The sequence below is a fragment of the Prevotella sp. P3-122 genome, from assembly GCF_002251365.1.
GTDB lineage: Bacteria > Bacteroidota > Bacteroidia > Bacteroidales > Bacteroidaceae > Prevotella.
This window is the reverse complement of sequence record NZ_NPJH01000087.1, coordinates 14,981-40,106: the sequence shown is the minus strand read 5'-3', so window position 1 is coordinate 40,106 and position 25,126 is coordinate 14,981. Positions and strand designations below refer to the sequence as shown.

Sequence of the window (25,126 nt, the reverse complement as noted above, 5' to 3'; positions counted from 1 at the left end):
AGTGTGCGGAACAGGTGTTTTTAGGCCGCCAAACCAAAATTCACATTATTAATTTTGCTGTTCGGATGAAAAGATGTAACTTTGCACCACGTTTTGGAGATGGTGCTGCGAGGCCAACTCCAAGATTACCCTCAGAAATCATAAATGGTATATTTGTTAATTAGTGGGACGGTGTCGCAGAACGGTCTCCATAAACACATTATTTAAACATGTCATACTTATTTTCGTCAGAGTCTGTTTCTGAGGGTCATCCCGACAAGGTTGCCGACCAGATTTCAGACGCCATTCTTGACCAGTTCCTTGCTTACGACGACAAGGCACGCTGTGCCGTAGAGAGTTTCGTCACTACAGGACAGGTTGTTATCATGGGTGAGGTGCGCTCATCTGAGTACATCGACCTTGCCACTATGGCACGTCGTACCATCAATCGCATAGGATACACCAAGTCGGAGTATCAGTTTGATGGCAACTCATGTGGTATTCTCACTGCCATACACGAGCAGAGCGATGATATCAACCGTGGAGTAGACCATGACAACGATGACGACCAGGGTGCCGGTGACCAGGGAATGATGTTCGGCTATGCTACCAACGAGACAGAGAACTTCATGCCCGTGGGCCTTGACCTTGCGCAGCTCATCATGAAAACCCTTGCCGACATACGCAAGGAAGGCAGGCAGATGACCTATCTGCGCCCGGACTCAAAGAGCCAGGTAACGATAGAGTATAGCGACAATGGTGTGCCTCAGCGTATAGACACCATTGTTGTAAGTACACAGCACGACGACTTCATCAAGGATGCCAACGGCAACGACGACGATGACGCCATGTTGGCACAGATACGCAAGGACGTAATAGAAATACTGATGCCAAGGGTGAAGGAGCAGGTAGGCGAGAAGGTTCTGGCCTTGTTCAATGACGGTATCAAGTATTTCGTTAACCCTACAGGCAAGTTCGTTATTGGCGGACCACATGGTGATACTGGTCTTACAGGCCGTAAGATTATTGTTGACACCTATGGTGGCAAGGGTGCCCATGGCGGTGGTGCCTTCTCGGGAAAGGACTCCAGCAAGGTTGACCGCTCGGCAGCTTATGCAGCCAGGTACATTGCCAAGAACATGGTCGCAGCCGGTGTTGCCGACGAGATGCTCGTGCAGGTAGCCTATGCTATTGGTGTGGCCGAGCCTGTGAGCGTGTATGTCGACACTTATGGCAAGTCACATGTAGGCATCTCCGATGGAGAGATTGCCTCACGCATCACCAAGCTCTTCGATCTTAAGCCAAAGGCCATCGAGCGCACGCTTAAGCTGCGCCAGCCCATGTATCTTGAGACTGCAGCATACGGGCACATGGGCCGCAGGAATGAGGTTGTGAAGAAGACGTTTACAAGCCGTTACCACGAGCGCAAGACCATCGACGTGGAGCTGTTCACGTGGGAGAAGCTCGATAGGGTAGAGGATATTAGGAAAGAATTTGGGCTTTAATGGCTTTACAGAACGCAGACACTACAACAGTACAGGGAACGGCGATTGCTGAGGAGGCTGTCGCCGTTCACCATTCAGGACAGCCCACTCCGGCACAGGTGCTCAGTTGGCTGCCCAAGGATGCTACGCCTGCCCAACAGGACTCTGCCATAAGGGCAAATATCAAGATTGAGCCGCCTACTTACAGCTCTCGTCCTGACACCCTGGGAACTCCTTCCACTCGTCCCGATCTTGACACGTTCACTTTGTCCAAGCCACAATGGCATGGCAAGTCGCTCGTACAGAAAGACTCTGTGTACAAACCCGAGGTGATAGCATGGCGGCAAGGGGTAGGTGGTGACCCTGTGCCTTACTCTATAGCTGGCGATAACGTTGTTACCTCCATGCTGTTGGGATGTTTTGTCATAGCCATGGTGGCTATAGCGCAGTCAAAGCAGTTCATCCTCAGGCAGGCCAAGAACTTCTTCTACGTGCCACGCTCAAAGACTACAGAGATTAGCGAGACATCGAACGAGCTGCGCTTCCAGTTCTTCCTCATGCTTCAGACATGCCTTCTCTTCTCGCTCATCTTCTTTTATGCTGTCCACGACTTTGCCGGGCAGACATTCGTCATCGACCAATATTTGGTCATTGGCGCCTTCACAGGAGTTATAGCGGCCTATTTCCTTGTGAAGATTCTTGCCTACTGGCTTGTCGGATGGGTGTTTTTTGACAAGAAGAATACTTTACAATGGATTAAGGCATTCCTCTTCCTTGTTGCCACCGAGGGCGTGCTCATATACCCTCTGGCCATGTTTATGGCATATTTTGATTTGGAATCGGAGAGTGCCGTCATATATGCTTCAATAGTATTGCTTTTGTCCAAATTGTTGTGTTTTTACAAGACATATATAATCTTTTTCCACCAGAAAGGTGTATTTTTGCAAAATATTTTGTACTTTTGTGCGCTCGAAATAGTGCCAGGCATCGCTTTGTGGGGCGTGTTGGTAATGGCGTGCAGTTATTTGAAAATAAATTTTTAGGACATAACAGAAGATGATAAAGAAGATTTTGGTGTCTCAACCTAAGCCGGCAAGCGATAAGTCACCATATTATGACATTGCGAACGAGTTTGGAGTGGAATTGGTTTTCAGACCATTCTTCAAGGTTGAAGGTATCACGGCAAAGGAGTTCCGTCAGCAGAAGATAAGCATACTTAGCCATACGGCTGTGGTGTTCACTTCAAGGCACGCCATAGATAACTATTTTAAGTTGGCTAAGGAAATGAGGCTTACTATACCCGAGGACATGAAGTATTTCTGTGTGACGGAGACAATCTCTTTGTATATCCAGAAATATGTCCAGTATCGCAAGCGCAAGGTGTTCTTCGGTACTACGGGTAAGATTGATGACCTGGTGCCTGTTATGGCAAAGCATAAGACAGAGAAATATCTCATTCCGCTTAGTGATGTGCATAACGACCATGTGAAGGATCTGCTTGACTCTAAGAACCTTGACCATACGGAGTGTGTGATGTTCCGTACGGTAAGCAACGACCTTACCGAGGAGGAGGTTGCTAATTTCGATTACGACATGCTTCTCTTCTTCAGCCCCACAGGTGTGAAGGCTCTCACCAAGAACTTCCCCAACTTCAAGCAGGGCGACATCAGAATTGCTGCTTTTGGTCCGGCTACTGCAAAGACCGTGGGCGACGAGGGACTGAGGCTTGACCTGGAGGCTCCGTCATCCATACACCCGTCTATGACCAGTGCCCTGAAGGCATATCTGGCTGAGGTAAAGGGCGAGGAGTAGTTTACATATATTATATATACACTGATGGCAGAAATGACTTCGCCAGTTGACTGCACGCTGGGAAAGAGTGAGCGCATCTGTAGCAAGAATACTGTTGACGCTCTGTTCAGAGGAGGGCATAGCCATTCTCTCTCGGCCTTCCCGCTGCGTGTTGTCTACAAGGTTGTGGAGTCGCAAGGAGACGTACCGTGCCAGATGCTTGTGAGTGTTCCTAAGAAATGCTTCAAACGTGCCGTTAAGCGCAACCGTGTGAAAAGGCAGTTAAGGCAGGCCTACCGTACCAACAAGCATGTTGTTATGGAGGCTGCCAGAACTCTTGAGGGAAAGACCCTCGTGATGGCCTTTATATGGCTCGATGCCAAGCTGCATGATTCTGCACGCATTGATGCCAAGATGCTCAACCTGATGGAAAGATTGTGTGAGAAGTTATGGGAAAAGTCATGAGGACACTATCAAGGTGGATAAGCTGGCTGCTCATATTGCCGATACTTTTCTATCAAAGGTGCATATCTCCGTTCACACCGCCGTCGTGCCGTTTTCAGCCTACCTGCTCGGAATATGCTCGGCAGGCTTTACAAAAACATGGACCGATAAAGGGAATGTGGCTTGCAATAAGGCGGTTGCTCAGATGCCATCCGTGGGGAGGAAGCGGATATGACCCGGTGCCGTAAAACCACTTAGTACTTGTCAACTCGTCAACTAAAAAAAATATATATGAAGAATTTCGTAGAAGAACTGAAATGGCGCGGTATGCTGGCACAGATAATGCCCGGTACCGAAGAATTTTTGCAGAAGAATATGGTTTCGGCTTACCTAGGTACTGACCCAACAGCCGACTCATTGCATATAGGCCACCTTTGTGGCATAATGATGCTGCGTCACTTGCAGCGTTGCGGACACAAGCCATACCTCCTTGTCGGTGGTGCGACAGGTATGATTGGAGACCCTTCCGGCAAGAGCCAGGAACGCAATCTGCTCGATGCGGAGACCTTGTACCATAACCAGGAGGCTATAAAGAAGCAGGTGGCTAAGTTCCTCGACTTCGACAGCACCGAGCCTAACAAGGCCGAGCTCGTAAACAACTACGACTGGATGAAGGACTTCACCTTCCTCGACTTCGCACGCAAGGTGGGCAAGCACATCACAGTGAACTACATGATGGCGAAAGACTCCGTGCAGAAACGTCTTAGCGGCGAGACACGCGACGGTCTGTCATTTACCGAGTTCACCTACCAGCTGCTGCAGGGATACGACTTCCTCTACCTCTACCAGCACCATGGAGTACAGCTGCAGCTTGGCGGCAACGACCAGTGGGGCAACATGACAACTGGTACGGAGCTTATCCGCCGCACGCTAGGCTCGGAAGCCGAGGCTTTCTGCCTCACCTGCCCGCTCATAACAAAGGCCGACGGAAAGAAGTTCGGAAAGACAGAGAGTGGCAATGTTTGGCTCGACCGTAACCGCACAACGCCATACGCCTTCTACCAGTTCTGGCTCAACGTGTCGGATGATGACGCTGAGAAATACATCAAGATATTCACAAGTCTCGAAAAGGAAACCATCGATGCTCTTATTGAGGAGCACCGTCAGGATCCTGGCCGCCGTACCCTGCAGAAGCGTCTTGCCGAGGAGGTTACCACAATGGTACACTCTGCCGAAGACCTGCAGATGGCTCAGGAAGCAACCAACATCCTCTTCGGTAAAGCCACCAAGGACAGCCTCCAGCGTCTCGACGAGGCCACATTCCTTGATGTTTTCAATGGTGTGCCACACTACACAGCATCCAAGGATGTGATAGGACAGCCTGCTGTTGACGTGTTCTGTCAGGAAGGAATGGATATCTTCCCAAGCACGAGCGAGATGCGTAAGCTCGTCAAGGGTGGTGGCGTAAGCCTCAACAAGGAGAAGCTCACTGCCTTCGACCAGACGATTACTGCCGATGACCTCATCGATGGCAAGTATCTGCTTGTACAGAAAGGCAAGAAGAACTACTTCCTCATCACGGTGAAGTAGGTGTCGTGTGTCGCCCTACCTGCTTGGACTCTAAGATTAGGCTTATACCAAGGGGAAGGATTCTATAGATACGTGGGCAGGAAAATATTGCAAGGAAAATTTGGATGTTAGGCATTTTATTGCTAACTTTGCATCCAAATCTAAGTTTGGACCATGGTGTAATGGTAACACTACAGGTTTTGGTTCTGTCATTATGGGTTCGAGTCCCGTTGGTCCAACCATTATTATCTATGCCAGTTTTTTTGATTGGATGAGAGCGGAAATGTTCTCATCCATCTTTTTTTGTTGATTGTGGTGGCATTTTAAGTATCTTTCAGAAAAGAAACGTATTATAAAATGATGATGTTCGAATTTATTTTGTATCTTTGCCAAAGAATTTGTGAGAAAGGACTTGCGCCCCGTCTTTAGCTTACGGTACGAACTGACTAATCGAAGCACATTAAATATATAATACTGCTATATGACTACTAATTACCAACTGCGATACGCCGCTCATCCGGCTGATGCCAAATCATACGACACTTCGCGCCTGCGTAGTGACTTCCTGATAGACAACCTCTTCGTGGAAAACGAGGTGAACATGGTCTATTCCATGTACGACCGCATGGTGGTGGGAGGCGCTATGCCTGCCGGTGAGGAACTGCCTTTGGAAGCCATTGACCCCCTGAAAGCCCCTTTCTTCACTTCAAGACGTGAGGTGGGAATATTCAATGTCGGTGGAGGAGAGGCTGTTGTAAAGGTCGGCGAAGAGACATTTACCCTTGGGTTCAAGGAGGCATTGTATATAGGCAGTGGCGACAGAGACGTGACATTCGCAAGCAAGGAAGACAATAATCCCGCCAAGCTCTACTTCAACAGTACTGTTGCCCATACCTCTTATCCCTGCCGTAAGATTTCCAAGGATGATGCCGTAAGCGTCAGGATGGGAGCGTTGGAGACATCGAACGAGCGCGTGATAAATAAGATGATTGTCAATCAGGTGCTGCCGACATGCCAGTTGCAGATGGGCATGACGGAACTGTGTACAGGCTCTGTATGGAATACCATGCCGGCTCATACTCACAGTCGCAGAATGGAGGCATATTTCTATTTTGATATACCTGAGGACCAGGCTGTATGCCATTTCATGGGTGAGCCACAGGAGACAAGGCATATATGGATGAAGGGCAACGAGGCCGTGCTGTCACCGGAATGGAGCATACATTCGGCAGCCGCAACGCACAACTACACATTCATATGGGGAATGGGAGGCGAGAACCTCGACTATGGTGATCAGGACTTCTATGCCATCACGGATTTGAAATAATCCGTCCATGGTGGAAAAGTAGTTTGCTGCCCTCTCCCCAATTTATTATCGGTTATAGTTTTAGAACTAACTTAAATACAAGACTAAAATGACAAGTTTAAAAGAATTTTCACTCGAAGGCAAGAATGCCTGGATTACAGGTGCCTCTTATGGCATTGGTTTCAACATTGCTAAAGCGTTTGTGGCTGCTGGTGCAAAGACCATCATCTTCAACGACATCAATGAGGCTGCTCTTGAGCGTGGCCTTGCCAACTACAAGGAGGCTGGCATCGAGAACGTGAAGGGCTATGTTTGCGACGTTACAAACGAGGTTGCTGTAAAGGAACTTGTGGAGAAAATCCACGCTGAGGTCGGCAATATCGACATCCTGGTAAACAACGCCGGTATCATCAAGCGCATTCCTATGCACGAGATGAAGCGCGCTGAGTTCCAGCAGGTAATCGACATCGACCTTGTTGGTCCGTTCATCTGCTCAAGTGCTGTCATCCCAGAGATGATGGAGCGCCGTGAGGGTAAGATTATCAACATCTGCTCTATGATGAGCGAGCTTGGCCGTGAGACGGTTTCTGCATACGCAGCTGCCAAGGGTGGTCTGAAGATGCTCACCCGCAACATTTGCTCTGAGTATGGTGAGTACAACATCCAGTGTAATGGTATTGGCCCGGGCTATATCGCTACTCCTCAGACAGCTCCTCTCCGCGAGCGTCAGCCTGATGGCAGCCGTCATCCATTCGATAGCTTCATCTGTGCCAAGACTCCTGCCGGACGTTGGCTCGATCCTTCTGAGCTTGGTGGCCCTGCCGTATTCCTGGCTTCCAAGGCTTCTGATGCTGTCAATGGCCACGTGCTCTATGTCGATGGTGGTATTCTCGCTTATATCGGCAAGCAGCCTAAATAAGACAACCGAATATACAAAGAAGAAGGGCATGCCGTTTCTGCGGCATGCCCTTATTTTGGTAAAAAAAGTTGTGATCTTACACAATAGCGTCTGCCAATTCTGCACCAGCCTTGAACTTAACAACCTTCTTGGCTGCGATGGTGATAGGCTCCTTTGTTGCAGGATTTATGCCCTGACGCTCGGGACGCTCTGAAACAGAGAATGTGCCGAAGCCGATGAGTTGAACTTTGTCACCTGCTACGAGGGCTTCCTTCATAGCGTCTGTAGCGGCCTCCAATGCCTTCTTGGCATCAGCCTTGCTGATTGAAGCTGCTGCTGCAATCTTGTCAATTAATTCTTTCTTGTTCATAATTTTTGGATTGTAAAATGATAAAATAAATAATAGTCTTTAGTTTTTGCTGACAAATATAGTTTATTCTTTTCAAAATCCAAACAAAAAAGCAAAAAAAGTGATATAATATTTTATTTTTTCTCTTAATATGCCTTGTTTTGTGCATTATAACAGAGATTTTTAGTAATTTTGCACCCACAACAATAGTTTTAAGTGAATTTCAGACAAACATGGGAAATCTTCCAAATATCACTAAGAATCTTCTAATCATCAACGCCTTGGCATTCATAATGATGTACATTGTCAAGGGTAGTATGGGTATAGATTTGAACAACGTGTTCGGACTCCATTTCTTTATGGCTTCCGACTTTCAGGTCTATCAGCTTGTAACCTACATGTTCATGCATGCCGGCATTGAGCATATTGCCTTCAACATGCTTGCCCTATGGATGTTCGGACGAGTGGTGGAGACAGTGTGGGGCCCGAGGAAGTTTCTTTTTTATTACATTTTCTGTGGCATTGGTGCAGGTGTCATGCAGGAAATAGCACAGTTCTTCTGGTTGTACAGCACGCTGGATTCGCAGCTGTCTTTAGGGGTGTTCGATGCCTTTAGCGTGATGTCGCAGATGTCTGAGCAGCTCAATGGCCTGACAACGGTAGGAGCCTCTGGTGCTATATATGCCATCCTGCTGGCGTTCGGTATGATATTTCCGGAGGAGCGCATATTCATTTTCCCGTTGCCAATACCGATTAAGGCAAAATGGTTTGTAATATTCTATGCAGGCGTAGAACTGTTCTCCGCCCTTGCTACTCCTGGCGACCATGTCGCTCATCTTGCCCATCTTGGAGGTATGCTGTTTGGCTTCCTGCTAATACGCTATTGGCGAAAAAGCATTAGTGGACATTATGGTGGCAGGAGTCGTGGACAGGAGTTCTTCGACAAAATGAGGACCAGCTGGGAGAAGCATTCTCGAAAGCAGAGCGGACCGACTGACAATAGTGGCAGCTACAACAGGCATGTAAGCGACTGGGACTACAACTCCCGCAAGAAATCGCAGCAGGAGGAGGTAGACCGTATCCTTGACAAGATACGCAAGAGCGGATATGAGAGCCTCACCCGCGAAGAGAAGCAGACACTGTTTGACCAAAGCGGAAAGTGATGCTGGCAAAATTCAAGAACCTTGTTTTGCAGATGGTTGCTGGCGCCAATATCGTCACAGTCATCATTATGTTGATGGTGGGTTACAGCGACCGGCTGCATCCTGCCACCTTCCCACTGTTTGCCAATGCGGGGTTGCTCCTGCCGGTGTTCATTGTGCTGAATTTCTGTTTCCTTGTCTTTTGGGTGTTCTTTAAGTTCCGCTGGGTTGTCATCCCATTCGTTGGTTACTTGCTGTGCTTCCAGCCTGTCAGAAACTATTGCCCTTTCAATATCACGGGCGAGGTTCCAGACAGTACCATCAAGGTGCTGACGTATAATGTCTGGCTCTTTGCGGGATGGAATGACGAGGGCGGTCCCAATCCTATACTGGAGTACATAGCCTCAGCGGATGCCGATGTGGTATGCTTGCAGGAGGCTGGTGCTAACGAGGTGGGGCAGAGGAATATAGACAATATGCTCGACCCTGTGTACAAGTATCGTGACACGATGAGGATAGGCGGTGGAGGGTCTGTAATAGCCTTCTACAGCAAGCATCCCATATTGCGCAAGCAGCGCATAGACTACGAGTCCAGGGGCAACCTGTCAGGAGCTGTGTGGCTTGACATGGGCGGCGACACGGTAATTGTCATCAATAATCATTTCGAGACTACGGGACTGACAGTCGATGATAAGGCACAGTTCAGGCAGCTCGTTAATGGCGAATACCTTTCAGACAGTGTGGAGAATGCCTCACGCAAACTTTTTGACAAGCTGAAGGAATCTACCGTCAGACGGGCACCAGAGGCCGAGGCAGTGGCCCGCTTCATAGCGTCTCACTCTGGTGAGACCATAATATGCTGCGGTGACTTCAATGACGGGCCCAACTCGTATGCCCGGCGGACAGTCGCCGAGAATCTCACCGACTGTTACGTGTCTACAGGAAACGGGCCCGGTATAAGCTATCACATGAACGGATTTTTTGTCCGAATTGATAACATTTTATGTTCCACTGATTTAGAGCCTTGCAAGTGCATTGTTGACAGGAAAATTGCCACAAGTGACCATTATCCTGTCGTTTGCTGGCTAAAAAAGGGGCGAAAACCTTAAAAATTGAATAATAAAGTCCCAATAATTTTTCAAAGTGTGAAAAAAATATTATCTTTGCACGTCTTATGACATAATCTGGTTTGGAAATCATAGAAAAATAACAAATAATAATCAAAATGCAAAACAAAGGAATTGTAATTGTAACAGCCGTCTTATTGACGCTTGCAAGCATCTTCTATTTGTCTTTCTCTGCTGCCACTTACTACTATGACAGCGAGGCGGCAAAGATTGAAGACCCCATTGCACAGCAGGACTACAAGGACTCTGTGAAGTATCTGGGTATTTATTCTTACCAGAAGTGCTTGGAAACTAAGATCGGTCTCGGACTTGACCTCAAGGGCGGTATGAACGTCATCCTTGAGATTTCTGTCCCAGACGTAGTTGAAAATCTGGCAGACCACAAGACTGACGTGGCTTTCACTAAGTCCATGGAGCAGGCACGTGCCGAGGAGGAGACAAGTCAGGAAGACTTCATCACCCTCTTCATCAATGCCTACCACAAGAATGCCCCAGGTCACAAGCTGGCAGAAATCTTCGCCACACAGCAGTTGCAGGGCAAGGTAAATCCTCAGAGCACTGACTCAGAGGTTGAGAAGGCGCTCCGTCAGGAGGTACAGGCCGCTATCGACAACTCGTTCAACGTCGTACGTACACGTATCGACAAGTTCGGTGTCGTTCAGCCAAACATCCAGAAACTTGAGGGCCAGGAAGGCCGCATCATGGTAGAAATGCCAGGTATCAGCGAGCCCGAGCGTATGCGCAAGCTGCTGCAGGGTAGCGCCAACCTTGAGTTCTGGGAGACCTACAACGCACAGGAGATTATCCCTTACCTCGTGCAGCTCGATAGCCGTATGGCTAACGACGGACAGCAGGAGGCCAAGGCCGATACTACAGCTAAGGCCAAGGATGCAGAGGTTGCTGATACCGTTGCTGCCAAGAAAGAGGCTCCAAAGGCTAAGTTCCAGATTAAGAACGATACCAAGAAAACTGCCGTAAAGGAGACTCCCGAGGCTCAGCTCGCTGAGGCTAAGAAGCAGCATCCTCTTCTCGCGCTCCTGCAGACCACCAATGGCAACTCGCTTGCACTCGTTGGTTACGCAAGCGTTCGTGATACAGCTGCCATCAACAGCATCATCTACTCTGAGCTCGCCAAGCAGGTTCTTCCTTCTGACGTGAAGCTCCTGTGGGGTGCCAAGCCTGCCGACGGCATCGCTGCCAAGAACATCTATGAGCTTTATGCTCTTAAGATTACAACCACTACCGGACGTGCTCCGCTTGAGGGTGATGTTATCACCGATGCCAAGGACCAGTTCGACCAGATTACCGGTCAGCCAGAGGTAAGCATGAGCATGAATGCCGATGGTGCACGCCGCTGGGCTGCACTCACCAAGGCCAACATCGATAAGGCTATCGCCATCGTTCTCGATGGAGTTGTTTATTCTGCTCCACGTGTTAATGGAGAGATTACCGGTGGACAGTCTTCTATCTCTGGTAGCTTCACCATTGAGGACACTAAGGACCTTGCAAATACTCTGAAATCAGGACGTATGCCTGCTCCTGCCCGCATAGTACAGGAAGAGGTCGTTGGTCCTACACTCGGTGCACAGTCAATCCAGCAGGGTGTCATCTCGTTCATCATCGCTTTCGTAGTCCTGATGGTCTACATGGTGCTTATGTACAACTTTGTTCCGGGTATGCTCGCCAACTGCGCGCTGCTCGTCAACCTCTTCTTCACGCTCGGTATTCTTACCTCGTTCCAGGCCGCGCTCACCATGAGTGGTATTGCCGGTATGGTACTCTCACTCGGTACCGCTGTCGACGCCAACGTGCTTATCTATGAGCGTACCAAGGAAGAGCTGAAGTCGGGCAAGGGTATCAAGCAGGCTGTGGCAGCCGGTTACAGCAATGCCTTCTCGGCCATCTTCGACTCCAATATCACTTCTTTGCTCACGGGTATCATCCTCTACTCTTTCGGTACTGGTCCTATCCGCGGCTTCGCAACGACATGGATGATTGGTATTGTCTGCTCATTCTTCAGCGCAGTATACCTCACACGCCTTGTTTGGGAATACAAGCTTAAGAGAGACAAGTGGCTCAACCAGACATTTGTTACTGGCATCTCACGCAACCTGATGCAGGGTACACGCTACAAGTTCATGTCTATGTATCGCAAGACCTTCACTCTGGCCGTTGTTGCAGTGGTTGTCTTCATAGTAAGCTTCTTCGTTCGCGGACTTGCTCGCAGCATCGACTTCACTGGTGGTCGCAACTATGTTGTACAGTTCGAGAAGAGCGTACAGCCTGAGGATATACGTGGCATTATCGCCGAGGCTTTCCCTGGTTCTACCACCAGTGCCCTCTCTCTCGGTACCGACAACAAGACAATCCGTATTTCTACCAACTACAAGATTGAGTCCAATAGTCCTACTGTTGACGACGAGGCCGAGACCATTCTCTACAACGCCCTTAAGAAGGGTGGCCTCGTATCGCAGAAGAGCGTCGAGGACTTCAAGAACCCGGACATCCGTCAGGGAGGCTCTATCATCAGCAGCTCTAAGGTCGGACCGTCTGTAGCTAAGGATATCACCCAGGGAGCCATCATCAGCGTGCTCATAGCACTTGTGGCAATCTTCCTCTATATCCTCGTACGTTTCCGCAATGTGGCCTTCTCTGTAGGCTCTACCGTTGCGCTGGCTCTCGACGCACTCGTAGTAATCGGTCTGTTCTCGCTCCTGCAAGGTTGTCTGCCGTTCTCGCTTGAGGTCGACCAGGCATTCATCGGAGCCATCCTTACCGTTATCGGTTACTCCATCAACGATAAGGTGGTAGTGTTCGACCGTATTCGTGAGAACCTGCGCCTGCATCCGAAACAGGATATACAGAAGGTGTTCAACGACTCCATCAACCAGACCCTTGCACGTACCATCAACACCTCACTCTCAACGTTGATAGTATTGCTCTGCATCCTCTTCCTTGGTGGCAAGAGCATCCAGGCATTTGCCTTCGCAATGACCTTGGGTGTAATCTTCGGAACACTCAGCTCTATCTTCATCGCCTCACCAATCGCTTACCTCGTTATGGGTCGTAAGATTCAGGAGGAAGTAGAGGTAGAAGTTGCAAAAGCATAGCTCTATACCTTATTATATTATAAGTAAAGGGTCGTGACGCATACGTGTCACGACCCTTTTTTTGATAGTATGGCGGCTATCATTCATGATAATCTATGTCACCCGCCTCGTCCGCCTGCGGACCTCCATCTGTGTCCATCAATATATATATTTTTTCTTTTAATTGCTGGTCATTTATGGCAATTGCAGACCACAAACCACCAACTCTTTTTCTTGAACAGCAATTACCTGCAATATAACGGCAATTAAAAAAATATTTTTCTTTCAATTGCTGTCCAATTGATGACAATTGCTGTTTCCCCACAAAACCGTCCGCTTGCGGACCTCCGTGTCATCCGCATTTTCCGTGTGAAGACAATCAGTCATCAGTCATCAGTCATCAGTCATCAATCATCAGTAATCAGCCCCTCGCGTAGCTTGATGAAAGCTGCAGTACACCACTGCATAGTCTACAATCCACCACCACTGCATAGGCTGGAGGCCTATACTCTGAGTAACCGTGGACGTAGTCCTCGGCACAGTGATAGTAGCATAAGACTGCTGGCTGGAAGCCAGTACCAAGTACCCAAGGATTAGAGGTACTGGCTTCCAGCCAGGGGTGAGAGATAGATGTCGTAACCCGTGGGCAAATGCTATCGCATTTCCCCACGGTTACTAAAAGTATAGGCTTCCAGCCTAATCCGCAGCTCTCTCCTCCTGCCCACCAGCGTCCACAGAGGAGTCGCACATCAATCATCAGTCATCAAAAACTTGCTTTAGCTTGATGAACACCGCTGAAATAAATAATGTGTGATTAATCGTTCATCATTAATCGAAACTTACCCCACATCGTCCGCCAGCGGACCTCCGTTTAAATTCCGTTTAAATTCCGATGATTCACGTTCTCCCACACCATCCGCTTGCGGACCTCCGTGTCATCCGCATTTTCCGTGCGAAGACAATCATTAATCATTAATCGTTCATCATTAATCAACCCTCGTTCGCCTGCGGACCTCCGTTTAAATTCCGTTTAAATTCCGATGATTCACGTTCTCCCACAAAGTCCGCCTGCGGACCTCCGTGTCATCCGCATTTTCCGTGTGAACAACATCATTAATCAATCATCAATAATCAGTCATCAGTCATCAGCCATCAATAATCATTAATCATCCTCCGTGTTTTCCGTGTGAACAACAAATCATCTGCCATCCGTTAAAATAGTCTAATTCCCGTTAGAATTACGGCGAAACATTACAATAAATGCAAATTTATTAGCATCTTTGCATTAAGCAACTCACTCGTTCCAAGAGTGGGGCGTCCATCTTGTTAAAACAGAGCAGCATAAATGAACCTTTCCATCAAGCCTTCGGCTAATATTGGCAGGATAACATCTCCGTTTAAAACGCTGTCATGGAAATGTTATGCTGAAGCTCTAATTCCGACAGTTACAGAAAAAACTGCCGACGCCGTAGGCATGAATAAAAGCAAGACCTTATCAGCAGATATATAGGAAGTTAAGACAAGCTCCCCACCATAGAAAACAAAACATGGAGAACAATTATTCCTGGTTCGTCGCCGTCGTCACACACAACACCGAGATGAAATGTGTGGAAAGACTGGAGAAGCTCGTCAATACCTGGCGAAGCAGCAAGGCTATTGACAGTTCGGAGGAGGTAGCGACCTACGTGCCCACACAGACGGTAGTACGCATACAGCCCAGCACTGGCCGGCGCGTGCGAGTAAAGAAGGTGCTCGCTCCATGCTATTTGTTCATAAGATGTAAGGATACCGTACGCTACCAGATAGCATGTGAGGCTCCGTACATCCTCCGTTTCCTGATGGACCGTGCCTCAAAGACCGAATCAGGCAGGAACGACTTCGCCCGCATACCAAATGGCCAGATGGAAAATTTCAAGCGCATGGTAGAGGAAGCGGTGAACGCAGTCATCATAGATCCCTCCCGTGTGCATGTAGGCGATAAGGTACGCATCACGACCGGTAGGCTCGCCGGACTGGTTGGCAACATCTGTAAAGAGCCCGATGGCTCCAGCATGATTGCCCTCCGCGTCGATTTCCTCGGCTATGCCAAAATGCAATGTCCCTCCGACATCCTCGAATTGGTCAAGGAATAATCGTTCCGCTTCCCCGTTCCAGTTTTGGTTATCAATAATCAAAGAAATTGTCCGCATAAATACCTGTTTTATATGTTTTGAACGCGAATTATCGCAAATTATCCGTTAATTAAAGAAACAATGTTTCATGAATATTTACGGCCAATTCCTGGCAATTCTCGTTCACAAGATGATAGTGTTTTGAACGCGAATTATCGCAAATTATCCGTAAATTCCCAAATAATTTAAATATATGGATATTAAGAGATATAAAGATATAGTGTATAACATCATCGGAGCAGCCATGACGGTTCATCGAGAACTGGGTGGCGGGCTTTTGGAACCGATATACAATGAGGCCATGTGTATGGAATTGTCAGACAAAGGATTTCATCCAGAATCAGAGAAAGAACTACTCTGTTTCTATAAAGGAAAGCGAATGAATAAGTCATACCGCATGGACATTGTAGTTAATGATGTCATATTGGAATTGAAATCAACAAGCGAGATATGTCCCGAACATAGATTTCAGTTGTTCAACTACCTTCGATTGACAAAGAATCACATAGGGTTGCTCATCAATTTTGGCTCTGGTAGCCTTGAATGTGAGCGATATTACTATGATAGTACCACTAATGATTGTCGTTTGATAGACCGCAATATGAATATTGTTCCAAGATGATGATGTTTTGAATGCGAATTATCGCAAGTTGTCCGTTAATTAAAGAAACAATGTTTCATGAATATTTACGGCCAATTCCTGTCAATTCACGTTCACAAGATGATGATGTTTGGAATGCGAATTATTGCAAATTATCCGTTAATTAAAGAAACAATGTTTCATGAAAATTTACGGCCAATTCCTGTCAATTCACGTTCACAAGATGATGATGTTTTGAATGCGAATTATTGCAAATTATCCGTTAATTAAAGAAACAATGTTTTATGAAAATTTACGGCCAATTCCCGGCAATTCACGTTCACATAAAGAGAGTTTAGAGTTGCGTCATGGCACCGCCTGCGGCGCCAGTTATTACCAACTCAATGATGCGCAATACATACAGTGCGATTCGCTTCCAATTCACTTTCATACTCGTTGTTTTTAAATAGATGACATAATAAACTTCATAGAATCTATTTTTTCCACGGAACACACAGAATACACGGAAAAAGAAATCGGTGTTCATCTGTGTACTCCATGGAAAAAATAAGGGGCAGAGGGACATGAGACAACCCGCAGCAACGGAATGGTAAGCGAGCCTCTCTGTCCCTGAGACCCCTATCAATCATCAATCATCAATAATCAATAATCATTCCCCCTCTATCCATCCAAAGACCTTGCGCGTATCTAAACAAGGACACGCCTTAGGCACCGTGCCGGGCAGGTCTCTATGTCCCACTATCCTTGCCTTCGGGAACAGTTTGTGAAGGATGGTCAGCAAGTCAGTCAGTTCTGCACGCTGCTTCTCGGTCATCGTGTTACACGGTCTGCCGTTCTCATCAAGTCCGCCCTCGTAGCATACACCAATCGAACAGCGGTTGTAAGGAACAGCGTGAGCACCCACTTCAAGGAGTTTGCGTCCCTGCACCCTTCTGCCGTCCTTGCGGATGTAGAAGTGGTAGCCGATGCCTTTGAACTTGCGTGCCAGATGGTCTCGCAGCAGCATCTCTTCCGTATAATCGGTGTTGCATCTCGTTGCAGAGCAGTGAAGCACGATATACCTCACGTCGCTCTCTCTCATCAGACTATTTGTTGACATATACTTATATAATCAGATAAGGTTTGCACACGAGCTGACACCAAGTGCTGTAAGCGCGGCTATGAGAGCCTGTATGACAGCATTAACAATATTCACCCATGAGATCTTGGACTTCTGTCCCGATTTCTCGTTTTCATAAAGATATACCATATTGTAAAAGTTTAAAAGTTTAAAAGTTCGAGGAGTTTGAGGAGTTCGACGTGTTCGAGGAGTTACGAAATGTTTATATCTGTTTATCGCCTTGCGAGAGATGCAAAGCCCCGATAGGGTGATGATGTAGATGACTGAGAACGCCAGAGCTTGCTCAAGGAGTTTCAGACGGCTACGTCATCAATGGCTCGTAGAGACAAACAGCATCAGTCGCAAGGGGTTTTACAGGTTTTTGTCTTTCCAAGAGCACACACTTTAGCGAGAGTTGAGGAGTTCGAGGAGTTCGAAGGGTTATCCCCCCGCCCGGAGGCAGGGGGCTTCACCTTACTTGTTCTTCGCGGCATCAAGGTCAACGACACTCTCGCCGGCTTTCTCGGCCTTCAGGGTAGCAGCCTGAGCCACACGGCTTGCTACAGGGTTGAACTCGGCATAGTTGATGAGGTTTTCGAAGTCCGTACCCGGAGCGAACAGTATGTTCACCGCCTTGATGTTCTTCGAAGTGAACTTGTCGATGCTCTCCGCCCCCTCACTGCTGATGCTGATGACGAAAGAGCCAAGCTCGCCCAGCTGAATCTTGTTGCCGTTGAGAAGCTGTTCCACCAGACACTCGCACATGTCACTAATGACACCCTTCACCGTACCGCGGCTATACACCCCGTTGTGGTCGGCGATGTGCTTCGAGAACTTCTCCAGCGGCCATACCTCCGATACCTGGTTCCTTGCATAAGCCTTTTCCGGCTCCTCAGGATTAGTTGGATTACCCTTCATAAAAACACTATAGTTAATCATTCGTTTGCCCATCGCCGGTATGGGACTTGGTATTTACGCACACAGCCCGATGCGCCCGACAAATGTTATTACTCCTGGACTGCTTTGCAAAGACAGTGCAAACGAGCGCAATGTACGCATGCTTACTTTTGCCGAGTGCAGCCTGTCTTCGCTTTTCTGGAAGCAAAGTTACAACATCGAAAAGCCGAAAACAATTCGATTGACAACCGTTGACAAACCGTTGATATCCCGTTGACATACCATTGATAAAGCATCGTTATTATACCGTATTACATATATATAAGGGTTTAACAGTTTAATGGTTTAACAGTTTAAGAGTTCGACGTGTTCGAGGAGTTACGAAATGTTTATATCTGTTTATCGCCTTGCGAGAGATGCAAAGCCCCGATAGGGTGATGATGTAGATGGCTGAGAACGCCTGAGCTTGCTCAAGGAGTTTCAGACGGCTACGTCATCTATGGCTCGTAGAGACAAACAGCATCAGTCGCAAGGGGTTTTACATGTTTTTGTCTTCCCAAGCCAACACCTTTATCGGCAATATCGACTCACAAAAACCGAGATAAACCCCTTGAAGAGAATGGCGGCTGCGCCTTTCTGTTATGCTTCCGCTTCGGTCTTATAAGAGCAAGCTCTTAACGCCCACAGCGAAAGCTTAACAGCACCTTCTTCCAGAAGGCTACCATCCTCTTCAAGGCGATAAACAAGAAATAAACCTTAGCTTAGACGGGGTATACATTCAAAACTAATAAGGGGTTAACAGGTTCGAGGAGTTACGAAATGTTTATATCTGTTTATCGCCTTGCGAGAGATGCAAAGCCCCGATAGGGTGATGATGTAGATGGCTGAGAACGCCTGAGCTTGCTCAAGGAGTTTCAGACGGCTACGTCATCAATGGCTCGTAGAGACAATCAGCATCAGTCGCAAGGGGTTTTACATGTTTTTGTCTTCCCAAGCAGTCACCTTTATCGGCAATATCGACTCACAAAAACCGAAATAAACCTTACCGTCTGTGACAATAAAAGAATACACAATTCCGTTTTCAGAAAAAAACTTGCACAATAATGAAAAATTACAAAATAGGACGGTTGGTAGATAAAGATCCTGTATTGTGCCAGAAACTTAAGCAGTGGTGTTACGATCTTAATGGGTGCTGTCAAGAGGTTCACAAAGGCTTAGGTCCGTTCTTGAACGAGTATATGTACCAGGACGCCCTGGAAATTATGCTTAATGAACGCCAGATAGTACCATTTACTCGTGAGTACTATTTCTCGGTTGAGTTCCATGGCAAGCGCATCAATCATAAGCACTTTGTAGATTTCTATGTGAAGGAAAAGGCTTTCATTGAGTGCAAGGCAGTAGAAAAGCTTTGTCCTGAACATCGTCAGCAGTTGTGGAATTACATGCGACTCACAAAAACTCGCATAGGTATCCTTTGGAATTTCGCTCCAACGCATGACCAGAGTGAACATTATTACCTCGATGTTGAAACAGATACTATATACCTCTTCTAACAGAAATAAACCTTTCGTTAATAGGTTCGAGGAGTTATGAAATGTTTATATCTGTTTATCGCCTTGCGAGAGATGCAAAGCCCCGATAGGGTGATGATGTAGATGGCTGAGAACGCGTGAGCTTGCTCAAGGAGTTTCAGACGGCTACGTCATCAATGGCTCGTAGAGACACAGCATCAGTCGCAAGGGGTTTTACATGTTTTTGTCTTCCTGGGCGGACACTCACAAAAACCAAGATAAACCCCTTGAAGAGAATGGCGGCTGCGCCTTTCTGTTATGCTTCCGCTTCGTTCTTATAAGAGCAAGCTCTTAACGCCCACAGCGAAAGCTTAACAGCACCTTCTTCCAGAAGGCTATCATCCTCTTCAAGGCGATAAACAAGAAATAAACCTTAGCTTAGACGGGGTACACATTCAAAACTAATAAGGGGTTAACAGGTTAACGGGTTATTGGGGTAAGGGGTTAACAGGTTCGAGGAGTTACGAAATGTTTATATCTGTTTATCGCCTTGCGAGAGATGCAAAGCCCCGATAGGGTGATGATGTAGATGGCTGAAAACGCGTGAGCTTGCTTAAGGAGTTTCAGACGGCTACGTCATCAATGGCTCGTAGAGACAATCAGCATCAGTCGCAAGGGGTTTTACATGTTTTTGTCTTCCCAAGCGGACACATTTAGCAGCAGTTAAGTATCGACGATAACGATTATATGAGCGACGTGATAATAAACATAAACGGGGGAAACAACCAGATACTCCCCAATGCCACAGAAGCAGTACAGAACTTCTATGGCGACAGCTGTGGCAGGCAGATACCCGCCACACCAGTAGCAGAGACAGAAGAGGGTGACGGAACAGAACGCCTCACCTTATATATTAATAAGGAGAACCTGCCCGACTGCCTTTCGCGGATAGCCGGCTGTCGCAACGCCACCGAACTGGCAACACTGGTGGTACAGCTCATAGAACAGGAGCCGCTGCTCACCGACGAGGTGGTAGTGAAGGAACGGTTCATCAGCCTGCTGCTCCCTCATGCCATCAATATCACCAAGGGCAAATCCATCGACAACATTAGGGCACGAATCAACGACGCCCTGATAAAGCGTCCCCGACGCCGGTGACCGCCACCTGTTTCCCCGGCACATCGGGCGATATGTCGAGCATTGACTTCTCGCATTGCCAACGCAATACTATTGCATCGGCCAACGCAAAGCTTTGCAAGTGCCAATGCAAAGCTTTGCAAGTGCCATCGCAAAGCTTTGCATCAGCCATCGCAATACTATTGCTCCAAGCCGACATATCCCAAGACCCGGCAGACCGATATAACACCTATACTAAATGGAACAAACGACAATAGACATAAACAACGGCACCAACCAGATAGCACCCAACGCCACCGTGCAGCAACAGATATTCCTCGGTGACAAGTTTGCCGAGGTGCTGACCAAGAGCAAAGACACACCCGTAACGATGGTTGTGCTCGGAGCAGGTGCCGAGACGGCAATGGGAATGCCCACATCCTCGCGTCTCATACCAGCCATAGTCGAATACATCGCCACGCCCGAAGGCATGGCTGTCGATGCGGCATTGAGAAAGGCCATAGGAGGAGTGCGCTTCCACTTCGACCGCTTCGTGAACAACGCCATCGACAATCTGGCAAAAGACCTCGACAAGGAGCTGGAGACTATATGCCGCAACATAACCGAAGAGCTACGATCAAACACCTCGCTCACCGACGAGCAGCGCAAGCTCGGCATGCTCATCACCCGCATCTTCCGCAAGATAATCGACATAAAATGCGGAGCAGCCATCGACGACGAGACAGAAAGCCTCATCAGCGAGGTGCTCGGCACGACAGTGAAGGACGACTCGATAATAGACTTCAGCCGCATCAACTACACCGAAACGTTCAGGAACGTCATCGTGGCAATACTCGAAAAGAGCATCACCGATGGCGAGAACCCCATCCTCAGACATGTCTACAGGAACATCCTCGACATAGAACAGCTGCTGTCACAGTATTTCTACGCCTTCTACACCGGACGCAAAGGACAGATGCGCGACTACCTCTACATCTCGTGGATGCTGTGGGCGTTCCTCGTGAGCCGGGAACAGCAGATGGCAGGCGACGGCGCCACCGGCACCATCCTGCCCGGAGTATATGGCAAGCTGCACGACACCGATGCCCATCTGCTCACATTCAACTACACCACCCTCGCCGGACGCTGTTCCGACAAGGCAATATACTTCCACGGCTCCCTACTCTGTTATGTGGATGTCGAAAACAAGAACGACTTCCGTCTCGACAACATCACAGACATCAGCCTGCCCGAATTCTTCAGCAGCAAGTTGGCCGCCGAAATAAGCTTCGACGACGAGCGCAAGGCGATACCCATCCCCTCGTTCCTGCCGCCCATGAAGTTGCAGACCGTCATCTCCAGGCACTATATCTCCACATGGTACCAGACATACCAGCTCATGCTACGTGCCAGGCGCATCCTCTTCCTCGGCTATTCCTTCGCCACCATCGACAGCTTCTTCTGCGACATGCTCCGTGAAAACCGTGATGCCTCCATCGTCATCATCGACAAGAACATAGACGACGTGAGCCGCAACCTCTGCCACATCCTCCAGATGCCCGTCAACAGATATACGCGCCAGATACGCGACAACGCCGAATACCGTATCTACGACAACCGCATCACCATCATACAAGCCGACCTCGCCACCTTCGACATCACCCCATGGTTATCCACCCCCGACCACAAAAGCTCGAAAAACGTATAATCAATAATCAATAATAAATAATCAGCAATCAGAAATCAGTCATCAGTCATCAGCCATCAGTAATCAATAATCAATGAATAATCCCAGGAAATTCCCTTGGAAACGGAAAAAGACCACGAGCACTCTTGAGTCAAAAAAGGCAAGAACGTATGCGCCCCTACTTAGTGAAGAGCAAAAACAATCAGCCAGCATTCAAGACCTGTCTTACGATTTCGCATGTCGCATCACACGCCTGTTTCAGTATCTTACAGAAGACTCTATATATAAGGAATACATCATTAGCAAACAGGTTTTCCGTAGCGGTACCAGCATAGGTGCAAATATACGAGAAGCCCAGCATGCTCAATCCGACGCAGACTTCCTTTCCAAGATGCAAATCTCCCTGAAAGAATGTAATGAAACCGAATATTGGTTGCAACTATTGCATGATAATGGTTATCTGAACGACGTCCAATACAGCTCTATTAACACAGATAGAGTCCGTATCCACAAACTATTAAATGCCATCGTCTCCACCACAAGACGCAAGATCGGCAAATAATCAGTAATCATCAATCAATAATCAATAATCAGTAATCATTCATCAGCAATCAGTCATCAGTCATCAGTCATCAGTCATCAATAATCAGTCATCAGTCATCAATAATCAGCAATCAGTCATCATTAATCGAAACTTGTTTCCTAACCTCGTCCGCTTGCGGACCTCCGTTTAAATCCGTTTAAATTCCGATGATTCCTGTTCTCCACACCGTCCGCTAGCGGACCTCCGTGTCCATCCGTGTCCTCCGCATTTTCCGTGTGAAGACAATCATCAATCAGGAACTTGCGTAGCTTGATGAACACCGCTGAAAATTTATAATGTGTGAATAATCAGCAATCAATCATCATTCATCAATCAATAATTTCTCCCATTTCCTTTGGCTGATTCAAAAATAACACGTATCTTTACAGCGAATTTTGTGAAAATCGCATGTTTAATGTGGTTTATAATCATTTGTTAAATTAGAATCGTTACGATATGGGTAAAGCTGAAAGAAAAATAACGAAGGTCGTGACAGACGAGGGAATACTTCTTTATCGTCGTGTTACAGAGGTTGTTATGCCTAACGGAAAGAAGCGTTATCCTGTGGATTATTTCGATGCAACCCCAGGTGTAGTTAAGGTATCTAAAGCAGAGAGGCATAAGTTGTCCATTCCAGTTTATGATATAATTATATGATTTATGGCTTCGATGAGTGATGGTTATCCATTCATATTTCAAATGATTGACAAGTGTACTGAAAATGAGTACATGCTCAATACTTTGCAATATAGATTTAAATCCATGAAGTCTCATCATACATATATTGTAAGGGTAGAACATTACCCAGAGCACGCTTACTGCCTAAAATTTTTTGACAAAGCAAATATTGACAGTAAGAATAAGTACAGCCTTCGTACTAATACATTTGAACCTCGAACTATTTTCTATACTTTAATACACATAATGCTTGATGTATTAAAGCGAGATTCTTCGGCATCATTTTTCTTTATCGGAGCAGAAGATGAACGAGATGTAAGTGGAATGGTTTCAAGACGTTTTAGGGTTTACAGAAGATTCGTATCTTCAGTAATATCTGACGAAGAATTTGAACATTATAGAAGAAATGACCTTTCGTTATATATGCTGATAAATAAACACTCAGTAAATGACACTTCTGAATTTGCACATAAATTGGCAGATTTGGTACAAGTTGCTTTGATTGGTGATGAGTAATGGGGCAAGCAGCATCATAGCCATGCAAGGACGACATAACATAGGATAGGGCGTGAGCCCGTGAACGGAGCCTGTACCCTTAGCCTGTGAACGGAGCCTGTCCCCTGTTCACACCTTCTCGAGAAGATGGATACATGTGTGAAGAGCCTGAAGACGAGGAATGCGGAAATGTAGGTCGGTGTGACCCGCATGATGAACTCGCGAATAATCAGCAATCAGGAACTTGCGTAGCTTGATGAACACCGCTGAAAATATATAATGTGTGAATAATCAATAATCAGTCATCAATCTCGTGGTGAAAGGCTATGAGCCATAGGAATTCTGCTTTTGTCACCGCAATAAAAAATCCAAACAATAGGAACGAAGGGACTATGACAATTTTGTCAGACTTGCTTTCTCTCCAAGCAGTTGATTAATACAAGTTAAATTTCAATAAAATCAAAATAGTCAGGCTTCTTGGAATTCCCGCCCTTAAAAGGATTTTAATCACTTTTGGACGCTTACCTTACAGGTTATACATATTTATTTATATGACTATGAAAGAAAGAGCAAATAAGCTTCAACAGAAGAAATTATTATTCGAATATTTCGTATATCTTCTGGTAGAATGGAAAAGAGAAATTAATGGGCATACCATACCCTCATTCACAAAACTTCGTTTACAAAAGCTTTTATTCCTTGCATGTACAATTAATGCAACCATTGCTGAAAAAAGATTAATGAGTGTATTTAATCGTTTTAATGCACTGCCTTATGGTCCTGTAGAGTTGGATATCTATGAGGCAATGAATAGTAATTCGTTTACACATATAACTTTCAAAGGTAATGATTGTACATTCGAGAAACAATTCGAAAATTGTAATTTTGACAATCTTGACAATCAACTTAAGGAATGGACTAATGAAGCTATCAGCGAATTGAAATGCAGACGTAAGGATTACCTTTATATGCCAGTTTTTGACCTTGTTGAAATTACCCATCAATGGACTGCTTGGCAGACTGCAATAACTGTTGCAGAACTTTTAGGTAGTAAGAGTGAGGAGATGACTGTTGAAAATATATGTAATAGCAACGTTAAAGCATATTGAC

25 protein-coding genes and 1 tRNA gene are annotated in these 25,126 nt (G+C 46.8%); 21 read left to right on the top strand and 5 right to left on the bottom strand.

Annotation, left to right across the window (positions count from 1 at the left end; all coding sequences use genetic code 11):
- Window positions 1-209: 209 nt before the first annotated feature.
- The 9 genes from metK (at window position 210) to CIL02_RS14165 (ending at window position 7,492) form a co-directional block, all read left to right on the top strand.
- Window positions 210-1,484, top strand: a complete 1,275-nt coding sequence (gene metK / locus CIL02_RS14205; protein WP_094402706.1) for a methionine adenosyltransferase — start codon at window positions 210-212, stop codon at window positions 1,482-1,484.
- Entirely contained in the window at window positions 1,484-2,506 is a 1,023-nt protein-coding gene (locus CIL02_RS14200) for a DUF4271 domain-containing protein (protein ID WP_094402704.1), read from the top strand. Before metK ends, CIL02_RS14200 begins: the two co-directional genes overlap by 1 nt.
- Window positions 2,507-2,519: 13 nt before the next feature.
- On the top strand, window positions 2,520-3,275 hold the full coding sequence (locus tag CIL02_RS14195; RefSeq protein WP_094402703.1) for a uroporphyrinogen-III synthase: 756 nt from the start codon (window positions 2,520-2,522) through the stop codon (window positions 3,273-3,275).
- 24 nt (window positions 3,276-3,299) lie between these two features.
- Entirely contained in the window at window positions 3,300-3,719 is a 420-nt protein-coding gene (gene rnpA / locus CIL02_RS14190) for a ribonuclease P protein component (protein WP_094402701.1), read from the top strand.
- A complete protein-coding gene (gene yidD, locus CIL02_RS14185; protein ID WP_094402700.1) occupies window positions 3,704-3,946 on the top strand; it encodes a membrane protein insertion efficiency factor YidD in 243 nt (80 codons plus the stop codon). The genes rnpA and yidD overlap by 16 nt, the downstream gene beginning before the upstream one ends.
- A 43-nt stretch (window positions 3,947-3,989) precedes the next feature.
- Window positions 3,990-5,288 carry a tyrosine--tRNA ligase gene (tyrS, locus tag CIL02_RS14180; RefSeq protein WP_094402698.1) on the top strand — a complete coding sequence of 433 codons (1,299 nt, stop codon included), beginning with the start codon at window positions 3,990-3,992 and terminating at the stop codon, window positions 5,286-5,288.
- Between the two features lie 147 nt (window positions 5,289-5,435).
- Window positions 5,436-5,509 (top strand) — tRNA-Gln (locus CIL02_RS14175).
- Window positions 5,510-5,748: 239 nt separating this feature from the next.
- Entirely contained in the window at window positions 5,749-6,594 is an 846-nt protein-coding gene (kduI, locus tag CIL02_RS14170; RefSeq protein ID WP_094402697.1) for a 5-dehydro-4-deoxy-D-glucuronate isomerase, read from the top strand.
- 88 nt (window positions 6,595-6,682) lie between these two features.
- The gene (locus tag CIL02_RS14165) at window positions 6,683-7,492 is read left to right on the top strand and encodes a gluconate 5-dehydrogenase (RefSeq protein WP_094402695.1); all 810 of its coding nucleotides are present in this window, start codon (window positions 6,683-6,685) and stop codon (window positions 7,490-7,492) included.
- 76 nt (window positions 7,493-7,568) lie between these two features.
- Here the strand turns inward: CIL02_RS14165 and CIL02_RS14160 are convergent, their stop codons facing one another.
- Window positions 7,569-7,841, bottom strand: a complete 273-nt coding sequence (locus tag CIL02_RS14160) for an HU family DNA-binding protein (protein WP_094402693.1) — start codon at window positions 7,839-7,841, stop codon at window positions 7,569-7,571.
- A gap of 212 nt (window positions 7,842-8,053) precedes the next feature.
- Between CIL02_RS14160 and CIL02_RS14155 the strand changes: the two genes are divergently transcribed.
- From CIL02_RS14155 to secDF, 3 genes are all read left to right on the top strand, one after another.
- Window positions 8,054-8,983: a rhomboid family intramembrane serine protease gene (locus CIL02_RS14155; RefSeq protein WP_094402692.1), complete on the top strand. Its 930-nt coding sequence runs from the start codon at window positions 8,054-8,056 to the stop codon at window positions 8,981-8,983.
- Window positions 8,983-10,071 (top strand): endonuclease/exonuclease/phosphatase family protein, encoded by a 1,089-nt coding sequence (locus tag CIL02_RS14150; RefSeq protein WP_094402690.1) that lies wholly within the window; start codon window positions 8,983-8,985, stop codon window positions 10,069-10,071. Before CIL02_RS14155 ends, CIL02_RS14150 begins: the two co-directional genes overlap by 1 nt.
- Before the next feature lie 116 nt (window positions 10,072-10,187).
- Window positions 10,188-13,199 (top strand): protein translocase subunit SecDF, encoded by a 3,012-nt coding sequence (gene secDF, locus CIL02_RS14145; RefSeq protein ID WP_094402688.1) that lies wholly within the window; start codon window positions 10,188-10,190, stop codon window positions 13,197-13,199.
- 79 nt (window positions 13,200-13,278) lie between these two features.
- Here the strand turns inward: secDF and CIL02_RS16165 are convergent, their stop codons facing one another.
- Complete coding sequence (locus CIL02_RS16165) at window positions 13,279-13,503, bottom strand: hypothetical protein (protein ID WP_141210254.1); 225 nt, start codon at window positions 13,501-13,503, stop codon at window positions 13,279-13,281.
- A gap of 1,222 nt (window positions 13,504-14,725) precedes the next feature.
- Between CIL02_RS16165 and CIL02_RS14140 the strand changes: the two genes are divergently transcribed.
- Window positions 14,726-15,310: a transcription termination/antitermination NusG family protein gene (locus CIL02_RS14140; RefSeq protein WP_094402687.1), complete on the top strand. Its 585-nt coding sequence runs from the start codon at window positions 14,726-14,728 to the stop codon at window positions 15,308-15,310.
- A 232-nt stretch (window positions 15,311-15,542) separates the two neighbouring features.
- Window positions 15,543-15,971: a GxxExxY protein gene (locus CIL02_RS14135; protein ID WP_094402685.1), complete on the top strand. Its 429-nt coding sequence runs from the start codon at window positions 15,543-15,545 to the stop codon at window positions 15,969-15,971.
- Window positions 15,972-16,599: 628 nt separating this feature from the next.
- On the opposite strand, the gene CIL02_RS14125 is transcribed toward CIL02_RS14135, so the two are convergent.
- From CIL02_RS14125 to CIL02_RS14120, 3 genes are all read right to left on the bottom strand, one after another.
- Window positions 16,600-17,049, bottom strand: a complete 450-nt coding sequence (locus tag CIL02_RS14125) for an N-acetylmuramoyl-L-alanine amidase (RefSeq protein ID WP_240513723.1) — start codon at window positions 17,047-17,049, stop codon at window positions 16,600-16,602.
- A 12-nt stretch (window positions 17,050-17,061) separates the two neighbouring features.
- Window positions 17,062-17,199 carry a smalltalk protein gene (locus CIL02_RS16460; RefSeq protein WP_170935113.1) on the bottom strand — a complete coding sequence of 46 codons (138 nt, stop codon included), beginning with the start codon at window positions 17,197-17,199 and terminating at the stop codon, window positions 17,062-17,064.
- Between the two features lie 324 nt (window positions 17,200-17,523).
- Window positions 17,524-17,988: an HU family DNA-binding protein gene (locus CIL02_RS14120; RefSeq protein ID WP_094402682.1), complete on the bottom strand. Its 465-nt coding sequence runs from the start codon at window positions 17,986-17,988 to the stop codon at window positions 17,524-17,526.
- Window positions 17,989-19,049: 1,061 nt separating this feature from the next.
- On the opposite strand from CIL02_RS14120, the gene CIL02_RS14115 reads away from it, so the two are divergent.
- The 7 genes from CIL02_RS14115 to CIL02_RS14085 all read left to right on the top strand — a co-directional run bounded on the left by CIL02_RS14115 (window position 19,050) and on the right by CIL02_RS14085 (window position 25,125).
- The gene (locus CIL02_RS14115; protein WP_094402680.1) at window positions 19,050-19,499 is read left to right on the top strand and encodes a GxxExxY protein; all 450 of its coding nucleotides are present in this window, start codon (window positions 19,050-19,052) and stop codon (window positions 19,497-19,499) included.
- Window positions 19,500-20,204: 705 nt separating this feature from the next.
- Window positions 20,205-20,615, top strand: a complete 411-nt coding sequence (locus tag CIL02_RS14110; protein WP_094402679.1) for a hypothetical protein — start codon at window positions 20,205-20,207, stop codon at window positions 20,613-20,615.
- Between the two features lie 217 nt (window positions 20,616-20,832).
- A complete protein-coding gene (locus tag CIL02_RS14105) occupies window positions 20,833-22,281 on the top strand; it encodes a hypothetical protein (protein ID WP_094402678.1) in 1,449 nt (482 codons plus the stop codon).
- 73 nt (window positions 22,282-22,354) lie between these two features.
- On the top strand, window positions 22,355-22,822 hold the full coding sequence (locus tag CIL02_RS14100) for a four helix bundle protein (RefSeq protein WP_094402676.1): 468 nt from the start codon (window positions 22,355-22,357) through the stop codon (window positions 22,820-22,822).
- Window positions 22,823-23,299: 477 nt separating this feature from the next.
- Window positions 23,300-23,500 carry a hypothetical protein gene (locus CIL02_RS14095; RefSeq protein ID WP_094402674.1) on the top strand — a complete coding sequence of 67 codons (201 nt, stop codon included), beginning with the start codon at window positions 23,300-23,302 and terminating at the stop codon, window positions 23,498-23,500.
- A 3-nt stretch (window positions 23,501-23,503) separates the two neighbouring features.
- Window positions 23,504-24,037 carry a hypothetical protein gene (locus CIL02_RS16455; protein ID WP_206073524.1) on the top strand — a complete coding sequence of 178 codons (534 nt, stop codon included), beginning with the start codon at window positions 23,504-23,506 and terminating at the stop codon, window positions 24,035-24,037.
- A 536-nt stretch (window positions 24,038-24,573) separates the two neighbouring features.
- The gene (locus tag CIL02_RS14085) at window positions 24,574-25,125 is read left to right on the top strand and encodes a type II toxin-antitoxin system antitoxin SocA domain-containing protein (RefSeq protein ID WP_170935111.1); all 552 of its coding nucleotides are present in this window, start codon (window positions 24,574-24,576) and stop codon (window positions 25,123-25,125) included.
- Window position 25,126: the final 1 nt, after the last annotated feature.